The organism is Aestuariispira ectoiniformans (assembly GCF_025136295.1).
Taxonomy (GTDB): domain Bacteria; phylum Pseudomonadota; class Alphaproteobacteria; order UBA8366; family Aestuariispiraceae; genus Aestuariispira_A; species Aestuariispira_A ectoiniformans.
The window spans coordinates 2,287,102-2,301,145 of the sequence record NZ_CP062788.1 but is presented as its reverse complement, the minus strand read 5'-3'; the positions used below and the strand labels follow the sequence as shown (position 1 = coordinate 2,301,145).

General features: G+C 57.0%; 16 protein-coding genes. 2 read left to right on the top strand and 14 right to left on the bottom strand.

Going from position 1 to position 14,044, the window contains the following annotated elements; all coding sequences use genetic code 11:
• Positions 1-14: 14 nt before the first annotated feature.
• From IF205_RS10955 to IF205_RS10900, 12 genes are all read right to left on the bottom strand, one after another.
• Positions 15-638 carry an ANTAR domain-containing response regulator gene (locus IF205_RS10955; RefSeq protein ID WP_259779406.1) on the bottom strand — a complete coding sequence of 208 codons (624 nt, stop codon included), beginning with the start codon at positions 636-638 and terminating at the stop codon, positions 15-17.
• Positions 635-1,885 carry a transporter substrate-binding domain-containing protein gene (locus tag IF205_RS10950; RefSeq protein ID WP_259779405.1) on the bottom strand — a complete coding sequence of 417 codons (1,251 nt, stop codon included), beginning with the start codon at positions 1,883-1,885 and terminating at the stop codon, positions 635-637. The genes IF205_RS10955 and IF205_RS10950 overlap by 4 nt, the downstream gene beginning before the upstream one ends.
• Positions 1,886-2,123: 238 nt before the next feature.
• A complete protein-coding gene (locus IF205_RS10945; protein ID WP_259779404.1) occupies positions 2,124-3,200 on the bottom strand; it encodes a branched-chain amino acid ABC transporter permease in 1,077 nt (358 codons plus the stop codon).
• 9 nt (positions 3,201-3,209) lie between these two features.
• Entirely contained in the window at positions 3,210-4,238 is a 1,029-nt protein-coding gene (locus tag IF205_RS10940; protein WP_259779403.1) for a branched-chain amino acid ABC transporter permease, read from the bottom strand.
• Positions 4,235-4,960: an ABC transporter ATP-binding protein gene (locus IF205_RS10935; protein ID WP_259779402.1), complete on the bottom strand. Its 726-nt coding sequence runs from the start codon at positions 4,958-4,960 to the stop codon at positions 4,235-4,237. The genes IF205_RS10940 and IF205_RS10935 overlap by 4 nt, the downstream gene beginning before the upstream one ends.
• Complete coding sequence (locus IF205_RS10930) at positions 4,953-5,732, bottom strand: ABC transporter ATP-binding protein (protein WP_259779401.1); 780 nt, start codon at positions 5,730-5,732, stop codon at positions 4,953-4,955. The genes IF205_RS10935 and IF205_RS10930 overlap by 8 nt, the downstream gene beginning before the upstream one ends.
• Positions 5,733-5,798: 66 nt before the next feature.
• Positions 5,799-7,007 (bottom strand): substrate-binding domain-containing protein, encoded by a 1,209-nt coding sequence (locus IF205_RS10925; protein ID WP_259779400.1) that lies wholly within the window; start codon positions 7,005-7,007, stop codon positions 5,799-5,801.
• A gap of 43 nt (positions 7,008-7,050) precedes the next feature.
• Entirely contained in the window at positions 7,051-7,449 is a 399-nt protein-coding gene (locus tag IF205_RS10920) for a hotdog family protein (RefSeq protein WP_259779399.1), read from the bottom strand.
• Positions 7,446-7,859 carry a MaoC/PaaZ C-terminal domain-containing protein gene (locus IF205_RS10915; protein WP_259779398.1) on the bottom strand — a complete coding sequence of 138 codons (414 nt, stop codon included), beginning with the start codon at positions 7,857-7,859 and terminating at the stop codon, positions 7,446-7,448. The genes IF205_RS10920 and IF205_RS10915 overlap by 4 nt, the downstream gene beginning before the upstream one ends.
• Positions 7,852-9,384, bottom strand: a complete 1,533-nt coding sequence (locus IF205_RS10910) for an acyl-CoA synthetase (protein ID WP_259779397.1) — start codon at positions 9,382-9,384, stop codon at positions 7,852-7,854. The genes IF205_RS10915 and IF205_RS10910 overlap by 8 nt, the downstream gene beginning before the upstream one ends.
• 34 nt (positions 9,385-9,418) lie before the next feature.
• Positions 9,419-10,228, bottom strand: coding sequence for an enoyl-CoA hydratase/isomerase family protein (locus IF205_RS10905; RefSeq protein ID WP_259779396.1), 810 nt, complete (start codon positions 10,226-10,228; stop codon positions 9,419-9,421).
• Complete coding sequence (locus tag IF205_RS10900; RefSeq protein WP_259779395.1) at positions 10,225-10,824, bottom strand: TetR/AcrR family transcriptional regulator; 600 nt, start codon at positions 10,822-10,824, stop codon at positions 10,225-10,227. The genes IF205_RS10905 and IF205_RS10900 overlap by 4 nt, the downstream gene beginning before the upstream one ends.
• 104 nt (positions 10,825-10,928) lie before the next feature.
• Between IF205_RS10900 and IF205_RS10895 the strand changes: the two genes are divergently transcribed.
• Positions 10,929-11,738 (top strand): alpha/beta fold hydrolase, encoded by an 810-nt coding sequence (locus IF205_RS10895; RefSeq protein WP_259779394.1) that lies wholly within the window; start codon positions 10,929-10,931, stop codon positions 11,736-11,738.
• A gap of 81 nt (positions 11,739-11,819) precedes the next feature.
• Here IF205_RS10895 and IF205_RS10890 read toward each other — a convergent pair whose 3' ends face one another.
• Entirely contained in the window at positions 11,820-12,293 is a 474-nt protein-coding gene (locus IF205_RS10890; RefSeq protein ID WP_259779393.1) for a Na+/H+ antiporter NhaC family protein, read from the bottom strand.
• A gap of 10 nt (positions 12,294-12,303) precedes the next feature.
• Between IF205_RS10890 and IF205_RS10885 the strand changes: the two genes are divergently transcribed.
• Entirely contained in the window at positions 12,304-12,675 is a 372-nt protein-coding gene (locus IF205_RS10885; RefSeq protein ID WP_259779392.1) for an Lrp/AsnC family transcriptional regulator, read from the top strand.
• Between the two features lie 211 nt (positions 12,676-12,886).
• Here IF205_RS10885 and IF205_RS10880 read toward each other — a convergent pair whose 3' ends face one another.
• Positions 12,887-14,041, bottom strand: coding sequence for an iron-containing alcohol dehydrogenase (locus IF205_RS10880; RefSeq protein ID WP_259779391.1), 1,155 nt, complete (start codon positions 14,039-14,041; stop codon positions 12,887-12,889).
• Between the last annotated feature and the right edge of the window lie 3 nt (positions 14,042-14,044).

Sequence of the window (14,044 nt, the reverse complement as noted above, 5' to 3'; positions counted from 1 at the left end):
CTCACCCTATCTCTTTAATTGGATACAATTGGCGAGAAGTCCGCTGAGCCACTTCGCCCGGAAGCAACGATGGCGGCGCAGAAATCCTCGATTGTCTGTTGTTTTTTCATCGCTTCGGCGCGGATTGCCCGAAGCGCTCCATGTTCATCGACATTGTGGCTCAGCATGACGGTCATAAGCACTTTGGCCACAACAGGACGCAGCTTCAGACGTCGGCGCAGCTCGCAAATCTCCGCCTGCAGTTTCTGTTGTTGTTCAAAGGCATGAACCGCCAGCACCGCGGAACTGAACACCCCGGCAGAGGAAACCGGCTTTTGCAGATGCGCACCGCTTTGGCGGCTAAGCACCCATTCCAGTCGGCCCGGTGCCTCCGACCCGATCAGGGCGACAGTCGGAATCGGGGCCTGATCGGCTGCCCAGGGGAACTGCTCGTCCATCCCCATATCCGCGTCGAAGAAAAGAATATCCACGGGTTTTTCCGGCACCCCGCCCAAGGCAGGCAGGTCCGGCCAATAACGGTCAACGGACATGCCCAATCGCTCCAACTGGCGCAAAAGCGGATCGATAGCCGCGCTTGGCCGGTGCAGCACCCAGGCACGCCAGCCGCGGAAATTCGGAATCCGGTTCACACGCCTCATGGCCGGACCACCCGTAAAGTGGCCCGGTCGGCCCGTCCGACCTTGCCACGGAAAACATCCGCATCGAAATGCACCAGATACGGATCGGGGGCGATAGCCTCGTCTGCCCTGGAAACAATGTCGAAGTTCCTGGCGTCCGCAATCCGGCCGATCAAAGGCGTTAGCGCAGTATGGTTATTACTGGCATCAATCCGCACAGGCCCGAAGGGGGTATCGGCAGGTTCGCTCATAAGATGCTGCCGCACTGTGGGAACATCATCCGTGCCACCCCGGCGAATGGCCTCCGCCAACATCCTCACCGTTGCATAGCCCTGGGCCACGAACACAGATGGAATGCGATCCCCTCCGGCGAAGGAGCGGAAGCGCGCCAGCCATTCCCTGTTCTGTTCATCGGTCCGGGAAGCGAAATATACCGCCGTGGAGAGATGTCCGACACCGGCTGCGCCCAACTGCGGCAATTCACATTCGGTCAGGTTGCAACTGACAATCGGGCGTTTGTCTGCGGCAAATTCAGGGTCTTCTTCGGCCAACCGCCGATAGGCCTTAACAAAGGCATAGCTGGAATTGCCGATCAGATTGTTCAGGATGAAATCCGGTTTTTGCGCCCGGATATCCGCAATGATGTGATCAATGTCGGTGCTGTCGATGGGAAGATATTTTTCGCCCAGGACCTCACCATCGCAGGCGTGGATCAATTCGCGCCCGATCCGGTTGGTCTCCCAGCCCCAGATATAATTCGACCCGGTCAGGTATACGCGGCGTCCGAATTTGGGGATGACATATTCAAACAGCGGCAGGATATGCTGGTTCGGGCTCGCCCCCGTATAGATCACATTTTCGCTGCATTCGAACCCCTCATAAGGGCAAGGATACCATAGCAGCGCATCGAATTTCTCGACCGTCGGCAGGACTTCCTTGCGCGCAAGCGACGTGATCGTGCCAATGATATGTTTGCATCCGTCCTTCCGGATCAGGCTGTCACAAAAATCCGTATAGCGTTCCGAAACGCCAGCCGGATCCCTGAACTCAGGACTTAGATGAAAATCGAATGCCTCATCGCCATTCACTTCGTCCAGTGCCATACAGGCACCGTCGTAAAGATCCTGTGCAATAGCGCGATAAGACCCGGTCACTGAATACAGAAACCCGACCCGATAGCTCCGACTTGCGTGCGTCTTACCCAAAACTGTCCCCAAAAACAAAAAAGGCCGCGATTCTTTGCGATACAAAGAAACGGACGGCCTCATTTGGCATGCGGCGATTTTTTGCCGCTATTTTCTGTCCTCACCTTGAAGGACAACGTCACGGTAACAATAATTTCCAACTTGTCAATTCATTGGTTGATTTTTCCAATATTCCACCCCTGAGAGTACATAATGCTATACCGCATCAAAAACGGCCCACCGCTCGGGTGGGCCGTTTTGCAATTCAGCAAGCGGCTTGATGAACCAGGAAAACCACCGCCTTGGCCACCCTTACCGCAGGCTAATTGTTCTGTGTTCCGGGCTCACTGCGGCGCAGTTTACCAACGACACCGGTCGGGAAAAAATAGACACTCAATATGAACAACACACCCAGCCAAAGCATCCAGCGGTCGGGATGAACAAGCTCCGCCAGCATCGGTACGGCTGACAGACCATCGGCGGCGTCGCCCATCAATGCCTGAAGATAGTTCTTCGCCAGCACAAACAACGTCGCACCAATGGCGGCCCCATAAAGGGAGCCCATCCCCCCGATCACCACCATCAACAGAATGTCGATCATGATCGTCAGGGAAAGCGTTGTATCCGGACCGGTATATTTATGCCAAAGCGCCATCAACACGCCTGCCAGGGCCGCGATGGCCGCCGCCAGACAGTTGGCAATCGTCCGATAGACGACCGTCCGATAGCCTAATGCTTCTGCGCGAAACTGGTTCTCGCGAATGGCCTGCAACACCCGACCGAAGGGTGAATTAACCACCCGTAGCATTACCAGGAACAGGCCCAATGCCCCCCAGAAAACAAGATAATAGTTCAACAGGCGGCCGTTAATACGAACGCCCAGAACCTTTTCATCAATCAGCTTGAAGGCCGGGGAAAGAAGCCTTGGCAGCTTGTAAGTCAGCCCGTCTTCGCCACCGGTCAGACCGGATAGCTGTGACGCCAGGATCAGGAAGGCGCTGGCAACCGCCAGGGTCACCATGGCAAAGAATATCTCCTTCACCCGCAGTGAAAACAGCCCGATGACAAATGCCAGGACAATCGCCACGGCCAGCCCCAGACCGGTTCCAATCAGCACCCCGCCCCAGCCCGGCACGGCCTTGTCCAAAGTAATCGCCACCCCGTAGGCCCCGATCCCGAAGAACATGGTATGCGCGAAGGAGACAACGCCGGTATAGCCAATCAACAGGTCATAGCTCGCCGCCAGCACGATGAAGATGCAAATTGTCGCTGCCGTATTAAGGGCCCTGACGCCGGGGAACAGGAATGGTGCGAACGCCAGCCCCAACACAATCACCAGCAGCAACAGCCGTAAAATTTTACCTTTGGGCAAATCGCCGGATAGAATTGTCGAAAACATATCCGCCCCCTATCGCTTGCTGACCGGCAGCAGTCCTGCCGGACGCCACATCAAAACAGCCACCATCAAAAGAATGTTGGACCCCAGGGCGACCTTGGGCGCGAGATAACCGGTATAATTCGCCATCAGCCCCACCAGCATTGCCCCGATAAAACACCCCTCGACAGAGCCAAGCCCGCCGATAATCACCACAATAAAAACAAGGATCAGGATATTCATGCCAATCTGTGCGGTGATGATTTCGTCGTAAAGTCCCCACATCACGCCACCCAGAGCAGCCAAAGCCGACCCGGCAACAAAGACCAGAATGAAAATCCGGTTGATGCGATAACCCAAGGCCTCGACCATTTCGCCGTCTTCCACGCCCGCACGGATCAAAAGCCCCAGCCGTGTACGGTTGAAGACCCACCGCATGGCGAGGAATAACAAAAGCCCGATCACCACGGCGGCAACGCGATATTTTTCCACAACGATATCGCCGATACTCCATGCCCCCTGCAGGGCCAGAGGACGCGGTAACGGAATGGCATTCGGGCCCCAGATCATGTGGATCACCTCCTCCGCAACGATCAGACCGCCCATGGTGATCAGAATCTGTTTGAGATGCGCGCCATAGACCGGTCGAACGATGACACGCTCAAAGAACAGACCCAGCGCCCCGCTGACAGCCATCGCGCCAACCACGGCAAGGCCGACCGCCGCGAGGTTCAGCCAGAGGCTGTCCACGCCGGTCCAACTACCCAGCGCCAGGAGAATGGTGGCCCCGACAAATGCGCCGATTGAAATAAAGGCACCATGACCGAAGTTCAGGACATCCATAAGCCCGAAAACAAGGGTAAGGCCGGACGCCATGACGAAAACCATCATGCCCATGGCGAGCCCTGCAAGCGTCAACGTTGCCCAGGTGGAGAAATCACCGATCAGGACAAGACCGAGAGCCGCCAGGATCGGAACAATAAAAACCGGCATATTGATCTTGAAGCGGTCCTGGATATTGCCGCTCAGAGATACCGGCGTTTCGCGAATATCGTCACTCATTGATGTGCCTCCAGGCTTAGCCCCAAAAGCTTTGTTTGCAGGCTGGTGTCGGTCGCAAGGTCGGCCATGGCCCCATGGTGCACGACGCGGCCATCATCCATCACGGCGACCGTATCGCCCACGGCCCGCGCCATCCGGAAGTTCTGTTCCACCAGAAGAATAGTGGTCCTGGTTTCCTTAAGCTCGAGAATGGCCTCGATCAGCGCATCGACAATCGCCGGAGCAAGCCCCTTTGTCGGTTCGTCGATCAAGATAAGACGGCGCGGTTCAATGACCGCCCGTGCAATGGCGAGCATCTGCTTTTGACCGCCGGACAGATTGCCCGCAGGCCAGTTCCAGAATTTCTTCAGGGCCGGGAAAAAATTGAATATCCACTCCAGCCGCCCATCATCCATCTGGCCGCTCCGCGCCGCCAGAACCATATTTTCGCGAACGGTCAGATCACCAAAAATCCCCATATTCTCAGGAACATAGGCGACGTCTTTCGCAGCGATATCCGGCGTCTGGTTTCCTGTTATATCACCGTCATTGAAGGTGATACGGCCTTTCGATGCCTTCCACAGCCCCATGATGGTGCGCATGGTCGTTGTCTTGCCCGCACCATTGCGTCCCAACAGCATGGTTATACCGCCTTCGGGAACCTCCAGATCCACCCCCTGCAGGATGTGATACTGCTCGATATGGGTGTGCACCCCTTCCAGTTTCAGCAAGGAACTAGACATGTGCGCCACCTCCCGTTCCCAGATAGGCTTCCTGGACGATCGGTGCGCTTATCACTTCCTCGGGCATCCCGTCAGCAACGAGTGCACCATTGTGCAGGACAATGATCCGGTCGGCGAGACTGCGCACCACATCCATCTTGTGTTCCACCAGCAAGACCGTCTTCGATTTATCGGCCTTGATCTCCTGGATTAGTTCCAGAATGACAGGCGCCTCATCCACACTCATCCCCGCTGTCGGTTCGTCAAACATCAGAACTTCCGGTTCCAGGGCCAGAAGAACGGCAACTTCCAGTTTCCGCTGATCCCCATGTGGCAATGCGGAGACGATATCACCGGCCCGGTCCAGAAGCTTTGCCTGCGCCAGGCAATGTTCGGCACGCTCCAACAAGCCACGGTGACTGGCTGCCAGCGAGAAAAGCCGCACACCAATCCCGGCGCGGGACTGCACAGCCAGGCGAACGTTTTCCAGAACCGTCAGATTAGGAAACAGATTGGTCAACTGAAAGGCACGCCCGATGCCCAGCCTTGCCCGCGATGGTGCGGTTTTGCCGGTGATATCCTCACCAAACAGCCGGACGGTACCGGAAGACGCCTTCAACTGGCCGGAAATCAGGTTGAAATATGTGGTTTTTCCCGCCCCGTTCGGCCCGACGATAGCCGTCAACGTTCCGCGCTCAAAGGCGCAGGTCACATTGTCGACAGCCACATGGCCGCCAAACCGGATCGACAGAGCCTCCGTCTCAAGGACCGGCGGTTCTTGCATGTGCAGCATGGATCATCTCGTTTGAAGGTCGGCCTGCCTTCCCCACAGAGTGCGCAAGGGAAGGCAGGCAGGTTTTTACTGATTGCGAGTGGGGATATTCATTGCGTCAATCGGCAATTCACGCACCAGTTCGGGAATGCCCCAGAGAACATTCGGATCAACCTTGATCTTGAAATGATACATGGACTGCAGGGCCTGATGATCTTCCTTCCGGAATATCATGGTCCCCTTCGGCGTTTCAAAGGACATGCCTTCCATCGCGGCAATCAGGTCTTCCGTGTCGTCACCACCGGCCTTTTTCAGGGCGTCGACTGCCGCAATACCTGCTGCCATGCCGCCAGCCGTGAAGAAATCGGGCGGCTCGTTGAAACGGGCGTAATGTTCTTTTACCAGCCAGTCATTCACCGGATTCTTCGGGATGTCGTAATAGTAATAAGTGGCCCCTTCCATGCCCGGCAGCGCCTTGTATGCGGCCATGGCTGCGAGAATATTGCCACCGGATGCCAGTTCAATACCGTAACGTTCCGGCTCCAGTGCCTTCAGCTTGCTCAGGGGATTACCTTTACCGGCCCAGATCACCCAGATGACCTTGCGGCCTTCCTTGTCTTTCAAGGCCTCGAACAGGCGTTGCGCGGAAGCCGTAAAGTCGGTGGTGTCGCTGGGGGTGTATTCTTCAAAGTCCAAGGTCGCGCCGGTTCCTTTCAGCGCCTCCTTAAAGGCAGAGACCCCATCGCGGCCAAAGGCATAATCCTGCGCCAAAGTGGCGATATGGGTGCCCGGCTTGCCCAGCGCCACCGCATTGGCGATCGCATCCTGGGACGAGTTGCGCCCGGTCCGGAAAATGTAGCGGTTCCATTTTTCGCCGGTGATGGAATCCGCCACCGCCGGTTCGACAATCAACAGTTTCTCGTATTCTTCAGCCACCGGCAGCATGGCCAGTGCAACACCGGAAGACACCGGACCAACGGCGAGGGAAACCTCGTCGTCACCATAGGCTTCCGCCAGCAAGGTCTTGCCCAGGTCCGGCTTCAATTGGGTATCTTTTTCAATAACCTCGATCTTGTGGCCGTTGACCATATTGGTCCCGCCGGTGGCATATTCTATACCCATAAGAAGCCCGCGATGGGACTGCTGTGCATAGGCCTCATAGGGGCCTGTTTTGCCGTAGACATGGGCAATCGTATAGGCATCTTCTGCTGCGGCGCTGGTCATCCCCAGCCCCAAAGTCATCGCCGCCACGCCCAACAGATGGGCAAGCGGCCTTCCGACCGTCTCCTTAACCATGGAAAACCTCCTAAGTGTTCGCGTCACCTGCGGCGGCTGCGGTTTATTCCGCCCCTGCCATCTCTTTTTTATTTTTGACGGAATGGCCTACATCCTTGACCAGCACCAATGCGCGCCCGGCACAAATCTCGTTGCCCTGGCTGTCCGTGCAAGTCGTTGACAAGTCGACCAAATTCTTTTCCGGTCTGATCCGCGTGACTTCCACACGCGCGGTCAGTTCCTCCCCCAGTCCGACCCGGCTGGAAAAATCCAATTCCTGTTTCAGGTAGTTCGTCCCGAAGCCTGGCAGCTTGACGCCCAGCAGATAGGAAAACAGGCCGCTGATCAGCGGTTCGGGTACGTAATCAAGGTTGCTCACATCCAATCCGGCCAGGGCGCAATAACCACCGATATCGGTTTTGCTATAGCTGCGCGTGACCGTTGCGAAATCACCTAATTTCATGCCCCGTCCTCCTCATCCCTGATGAGACTGGCGCGCCCCTGGAGGGTCACAACCTCATCCGCCTTACGCCGGATCGAAAAGTCGAAAACGCATTCCCTGTCCGATTGGCGCTCCACCAGTTCCGCCCGCAGTTCCATTGCCTCGCCTGCAAAGGTCGGCGCGGGGAACATCAGGGACTGCAAGGATGGCTTGAAACCGGGAAGATGCCTGTGAACAAGCCCCCACAGGCTTGTATAGAGCAGCATTCCATGGGCGACAGTCCGGCCAAACCGGGTTTCGCCAGAGAAAACCGGGTCCACATGGATCGGGTTGTCGTCGCCGCTGATTTCCGCAAACAGATCAAACTCCGCCTGCGTAAAACAGCGGTCCTCTTCCAGCAGCAAACCGATTTCAGGTGCGGCGTTACTCATCGCTTCCCTCCTCCTTGCGCAGAATATGTTTACGGACCTTGCCGGCGGCCGTACGCGGGAAGTCCTGCACGATGCAGAATTTTTTCGGGACCTTGTAGGCAGCCAGGTTTTCGCGGCAGTAGCTGTAGACCTCGTCCAGGTCGAGGTCGCGGCCAGGCATAGCCACAAGATACGCCTGGCCGACCTCCCCCCAACGGTCATCGGCAATCCCGACGACCGCAGATTCCATAATGTCAGGATGAGACACCAGCAGGCGCTCAACCTCTGCCGGGTAAACATTTTCACCGCCGGAGATATACATGTCTTTGATCCGGTCGACGATGTAGTAATACCCGTCTTCGTCGACCCGCCCGACATCGCCGGTATGTAGCCACCCATCCTGATCAAGGGCTGCGGCGGTTGCCTCCGGCCGGTTCCAATATCCGGTCGTGACATTCGACCCTTTGATCAGCAACTCGCCCGCCTCGCCTGTCGGCAAATCGTCACCGTTCAGGTCGACCACCCGGACACGCGACATGATATGCGGCTTGCCAATGGACCCCAGCTTGTTCAGCACATTCTCCCGGTCCATGAGAAACACGGTCGGCCCGGTTTCAGTCATGCCGTATCCCTGGCAGATCATCGCGCCGCGATCCGCATAAAGCCGGACCAGGTCATTCGGCATCGGTGCGCCGCCGGAAGACCAGGAACGCATCTTGCTGAAATCCGTCTCGGCGAAATCCGGGTGCAGGCTCAGCGCCTGATAAACGGCAGGCACAGCCAGCAAGGCCGTCAATTCCCCCCGGTCAATCAGGGCAAGCAGGGTTTCCGCATCGAATTTCGGCATGATGCGAACCGTGCCCCCTGCAATCAGGGTCGGCATGGTCAGAAGATTAATGCCCGCCGTATGAAACAACGGCAGATAGTTCGGCGTGATGTCCGACGAGGTAAGGTCAATCGCCTGGCCGAAATTGATATAGTTCGCCCACGCCATGCCAAAGGTTTGCTGGACTGCCTTGGGCATGCCGGTCGTCCCGGAGGTATAAAGCAGATACCAGATGTCATCCGCCAGTCTTTCCTGTGGAAACTCCACATCCCCACGTCCCTCCGCCAGAAGGGCCTGATAACTGCCAGGCGTGACAGGTTCGGTTGCGGTAAGAATGGAAAGAAGCGGTGTCCTCCATTCTTCCACCAGTGCCAGGGCCAAGTCGGCAGTTGCATTGTCGTGGATCAGAAGCCGCGCGGCGCAATCTTCCAGCAGCGGAACCAGCTCGCTTTTGGTCTGACGCCAGTTCAGCGGAACAAGGATCAGGCCCGCTTTCGCACAGCCGAACATGATCTCAAAAAAGGCGGCACAGTTGTGACAGAGGATCGCGATACGATCCCCCCGCTGCAAACCTTGCCTTTGCATTGCTTCGGCAAAGAGATTGGCACGCCGGTCGAGTTCCCGGTAGGTCACCCTCCCCCCGCTTTCCAATTCATGCAGCGCCAGTTTGTCCGGCGTCAGTTCCGCGCGTCGTGCGGCAATATCAAATGTCTGTAACATGGACGTTTCCCCCCGAGCCTCCCATGCATGCGGGTTAGATACCTGCGTTCCTTATTTCTTTTGCTTCCAAACCGAGGAATTTCGACATACCTGCCCAAGTTTCCGGCAAATCGATATGTGCAATGAAATCGTTCAGTTCACGGTCCAGTGCGCCAGCGCATTCCCGCCGCCTCTCTTGCGTCCAGAGAGCCTTTTTCGTGGCCCGCAGGCTGTGCAGAACCTTCCCGGTCAATTCAGCAATCCGTTCATCCAGCCAATCATCAATCTGGCTGTCTTCCGCCACCGCCGACACCAGCCCCAACCGCAGGGCATCCGCCGCCGTAACACGCCGGTTCAGCAGCATGATTTCACCGGCTTGCCGCGCACCAATACGATCCGGCAAAATGGCCAGCCAGCCGCCATCCGGCGTAAATCCGACTTCACAGTAGTAAGGTTGAATGAATGCCTTTTGCGACATCACCGCCAGATCACAGGCCAGCAACAATCCGAGTGACCCGCCGGTAACCGGGCCATGGATGCGGCCAATCACCGGATGAGGACAATCCATCAGCGCCAGAAGACAGCGGTTCAGGGCTCCGACAATGGAACGCGCATATCCCTTGATATCCGCCCCTTGGTCGTGAAAGGCCTGGACATCGCCCCCGGTCGAGAAACTGCAGCCGTTCGCCTGCAAGACAACGGCGCGGATATCATCATTCCGGCTGACCTCGTCGACGCAGGACAGCAGTTCTTCCAGAAGTTCGGGCACAAGGCTGTTATGCCTGTCGGGACGGTTCAACGTGATCCGCGCAACCGGACCATCCAACGCCAGACAGACGAGCTTGTCAGCCATATCCTGCGTCATGGCCTCAACCCGTTTTCAAGCATGTCCATCACAGCATCCACAACCTGATTGATCGGCGTCTCCCGGTCCCAGATACCGAACCGAAGCCCCAGAAAGATCGAAATCCCCATGATTGCCCAGGCGCGTTCCGCACAGCCGCCAGGCCGGATTTCACCCGCCGCTGTGGCACGTTCCAGATTTTCCGTATAGGCATCCGCAAAGTCGGTGAAATACTGGCGATAGACGGCTTCGTCGACAAACTGGGCCTCCATCACAATTCGATAGAGGCTGTTGTTGTTCCGCACAAAAGCAATAAAGGCGGCAAGCCCCATACGCTCTGCCTCAATCCGTCCCGTCACCGTGGACAGTTCCTCATTCAGATGCTCCCGAAGCTGGTGCCCCAGGTCCAGAACGAGGTCGCGGAAGATCTCTTCCTTGCTTTCGAAGTAGATATAGAAAGTTCCCTGCGCAATTCCGGCGCGCGTCGTAATCCCCGCCACCGACGCATCATGATAGCCCCAGGTGCCGAATTCATCGCGGGCAGCATCCAGCAGCTTCCGCAACGTTTTGCGTCCACGCGCCGTCTTCGGTTCCTTTGCAACTGCCGCTATAGCCATCGAACTTCCTAAACATGAAACATGAATCAGTTGTCATATTTTTGAATCAAATGTTATTACTGTCAAGTAACCATCGACTGCGGAGACTTTATTGGATGCCCTTCATGACCTGCCCTGACGGTTTGTCGTTGTTTTTTGAAGACAAGGGCGAAGGCACGGCCATCGTCTTCGTGCACGGTTGGTCCGCCCATCATGGTTTTTTCCGCGAACAGTCATCAGCCCTGTCGCAAAGCTTTCGGGTCATAACCCTCGACCAACGCGGTCACGGCTCTTCACGTGCACCGGAACAGCGCCCGCAGATAGAAGACCTGTCGGCAGACCTGCTATCCCTTCTGGATCATCTTAAAATTGAGCAATGCGTGCTGGTTGGCTGGTCCATGGGCGCATTGGTGTGCTGGGATTTCATCGCTCGATACGGGCTGGATCGTATCGGCGGGCTTGCCGTTGTCGATATGACCCCGCGCCTGATTTGCGACGATGAATGGACGCTGGGCCTGCGGGGCAGCTTCACCGCCGAACACAACCGCCAGACCCTGCAGCGCATGAGCGACGACTGGCCGACTTATGCAAGGCATATGGCCCCCAATCTTTTCGGCCAAAAAGGCAGAAGCAACGAAGCTCTCTTTGACTGGACCCTTCAACAGCTTCTCCAGAACGACCCCGACACCCTGGCCAGCCTGTGGCAGTCCATGGCGCAGTGCGACTTTAGAGACCTCCTGCCCCGCATCACCTGCCCGGCCATGGTCATCCACGGTTCGGAAAGCGCCCTGTACAACGCACCGACGGCCGCCTTCCTGGCCGACCGGATGCCAAAAGCCACCCGACACGAAATGGCTGGCTGTGGTCATGCCCCCCATATGGAAAACCCCGGGGAATTCAATCAGGTCATCAGCGATTTTGTCACCGCGCGATAGGGCAAAAAATCGCCACCTGCCGGACAGGAAATGCCGACCTACTTTGATGCAGGCCGGCATTTCACGGACAGGTAACCTGATTTACCCAACCGCCGGTCGCGGTGCTTCCTCTTCATTGATCGGCACGACGATATCCAGGTCGGCAATCGCCTCTCCGGTTTCCTGCCAGCGCAGACGTTCCTCGTCGCTGGCTTTCGGGGAGAACAGGCCAAGCTGCGCATAGGCAATGCCGATCATCGGCGACAACCAGCAGGCAATAGCCAGCGGAATATAAAGCAGGTTCTCCACATTCCCCTGCCCGATCCCCAGACCAAGTGCACTAATCACAAATGCCCCGCCCGCATTCCACGGCACCAGCGGCGAGACCAGTGTCCCCCCTTCCTCGATACCGCGCGACAGGTTGAGGGTTGAATACCCCAAAGCGCGATAAACCGGGGCATACATGCGGCCCGGCAGTGCAATGGAAAGATAGGGGTCTCCGGCGACAAGATTGGTTGCAATCGACGTGCTCACCGCCGTTGTCTGAACACCGGCGAAACTGCGACCCTTGGTCATGATCGCCCGAATGATGGATTCTGTAGACCAAAGCATCCTGCGGGAGCTGCAAGAGCATGGCCGACTGCCGATTGTTGAGCTTGCCAGTCGGGTAAACCTGACCAAAACGCCATGCACGCAACGCGTCCGTCGCCTGGAACAGGCGGGGATAATCCGCGGATATCGCGCGGACCTGGACCCCAATCAGTTGGATGCAGGCTGTGTGATGATTGTCATGGTCGTCCTGGACAAGACAAGTGACGACGCCCTTGAGCGCTTCAACGAGGCGGTTCGGCGCATTCCGGAAGTCCAGGGCTGTTATATGATCGCGAGCAACTTCGACTGTCTGCTGAAGATAAGAACCAGGGATGTGGACAAATACCGTGCCGTCCTGGGCCATTAGATAAGCCAGTTACCGAATGTCCATCAGACCCACTCCTTCATCGTGATGGAGCTTGTCAAAGACGGCGTCACTGTTCCCGTGCCGTTGGGTTAGGCCAGATCGAAAGCGCAACTAAACGCGTGCTGAAGCACGGCAGCAGCCCCTCCCCTTAATAAAAAACCGGCGACAAAGATGCCGCCGGTTTTTCTTATGATATGCAGACCTGTTGGACCTAGTAGACTTCCCGGTAGATTGCTTCGATTTCCGCCGCCGTCATGTCGCAGGGATTGCTATCAATCAGACGATGGATTTTTGTGAAAACCTCATCCGCCATTCCGGGAATGGCATCTTCCCCGACACCAAGATCACGCAGGCGCGTTTCCAGGCCGCTTGCGGACACCATTTCCTCAACGCGCCGGACAAAACATTCCGCTGCCTCCCGGTCCGAACCGAACGGAACATCCCCCAACAGACAGGGCGCCAGTTCCGCATAGGCCTTTTCCGCCGCCGAAAGATTGAAACGAAGAACCGGCGCCATAACAAGGGCATTGGCATGTCCATGGGGAATATGGAACCGTGCACCCAAGGGATAGGCTAGGCCATGGATCGCCGCAACGGATGCATTGGCAAAGGCCATACCGGCGACAAGCGATCCTTGCAGCATTGCCGCCCGCGCCTCTTTATCAGACGGCTCCTCAATAACCTTCATCAGATTGCGCCCCAACAGCGACAAGGCCGTCGTTGCCATACCGTCGGCAATCGGGTTTTTCATGGTCCGGCTGGTATAGGCCTCAATGACGTGAACCATTGCGTCCAACCCGGTTGCCGCCGTCACCTTCCGCGGTAATCCATAGGTCAGTTCCGGGTCCAGCAACGCAACATCGGGCAGCAACTGCGGGGACACCACGACCTGCTTTACATTGTCAGGATCGGTAATAACGGAGACCCAGGTCACTTCGGAACCCGTGCCCGCCGTTGTCGGTATCTGGATCAGGGGCAAACGCCTGCCGGTTGCCTTGTCGACACCGTATATATCGCCAATCGACTGGCTGCTGTTTACAAGAAGCGCCACCAGTTTCGCGGTATCCAGCGAACTGCCGCCCCCCAGGCCGATTACCCCGTCCGCCTTCCAATCAGCCGCCGCATCAATGGCCTGCCGGACAACGGCTTCCGGCGGGTCGGCCATGACATCGGAAAAGAGTTGAACGGCAATACCCGCAGCTTCCAGCGCCTTTTGTGCGGTGTCGGCAAATCCCAGAGACACGATGCCCGGATCACAGATAACGGTTACCCGCTTTGCCCCCAGTTCCCGCATCATACCGCCAACCCTGGCGAGCGCCCCGGCCTCGCAAACGATGCGGGGCGCACTTCTGAACATAAAGCTCATAAT

Excerpts from the sequence above, each read along its gene's own strand:
- IF205_RS10945 (WP_259779404.1), bottom strand. The coding sequence starts at position 3,200 with ATGTTTTCGACAATTCTATCCGGCGATTTGCCCAAAGGTAAAATTTTA.
- IF205_RS10895 (WP_259779394.1), top strand. The coding sequence starts at position 10,929 with ATGACCTGCCCTGACGGTTTGTCGTTGTTTTTTGAAGACAAGGGCGAA.
- IF205_RS10900 (WP_259779395.1), bottom strand. The coding sequence starts at position 10,824 with ATGGCTATAGCGGCAGTTGCAAAGGAACCGAAGACGGCGCGTGGACGC.
- IF205_RS10890 (WP_259779393.1), bottom strand. The coding sequence starts at position 12,293 with ATGACCAAGGGTCGCAGTTTCGCCGGTGTTCAGACAACGGCGGTGAGC.
- IF205_RS10885 (WP_259779392.1), top strand. The coding sequence starts at position 12,304 with ATGATGGATTCTGTAGACCAAAGCATCCTGCGGGAGCTGCAAGAGCAT.
- IF205_RS10905 (WP_259779396.1), bottom strand. The coding sequence starts at position 10,228 with ATGACGCAGGATATGGCTGACAAGCTCGTCTGTCTGGCGTTGGATGGT.
- IF205_RS10880 (WP_259779391.1), bottom strand. The coding sequence starts at position 14,041 with ATGAGCTTTATGTTCAGAAGTGCGCCCCGCATCGTTTGCGAGGCCGGG.
- IF205_RS10950 (WP_259779405.1), bottom strand. The coding sequence starts at position 1,885 with ATGAGGCCGTCCGTTTCTTTGTATCGCAAAGAATCGCGGCCTTTTTTG.
- IF205_RS10955 (WP_259779406.1), bottom strand. The coding sequence starts at position 638 with ATGAGGCGTGTGAACCGGATTCCGAATTTCCGCGGCTGGCGTGCCTGG.
- IF205_RS10935 (WP_259779402.1), bottom strand. The coding sequence starts at position 4,960 with ATGTCTAGTTCCTTGCTGAAACTGGAAGGGGTGCACACCCATATCGAG.
- IF205_RS10930 (WP_259779401.1), bottom strand. The coding sequence starts at position 5,732 with ATGCTGCACATGCAAGAACCGCCGGTCCTTGAGACGGAGGCTCTGTCG.
- IF205_RS10920 (WP_259779399.1), bottom strand. The coding sequence starts at position 7,449 with ATGAAATTAGGTGATTTCGCAACGGTCACGCGCAGCTATAGCAAAACC.
- IF205_RS10940 (WP_259779403.1), bottom strand. The coding sequence starts at position 4,238 with ATGAGTGACGATATTCGCGAAACGCCGGTATCTCTGAGCGGCAATATC.
- IF205_RS10915 (WP_259779398.1), bottom strand. The coding sequence starts at position 7,859 with ATGAGTAACGCCGCACCTGAAATCGGTTTGCTGCTGGAAGAGGACCGC.
- IF205_RS10910 (WP_259779397.1), bottom strand. The coding sequence starts at position 9,384 with ATGTTACAGACATTTGATATTGCCGCACGACGCGCGGAACTGACGCCG.
- IF205_RS10925 (WP_259779400.1), bottom strand. The coding sequence starts at position 7,007 with ATGGTTAAGGAGACGGTCGGAAGGCCGCTTGCCCATCTGTTGGGCGTG.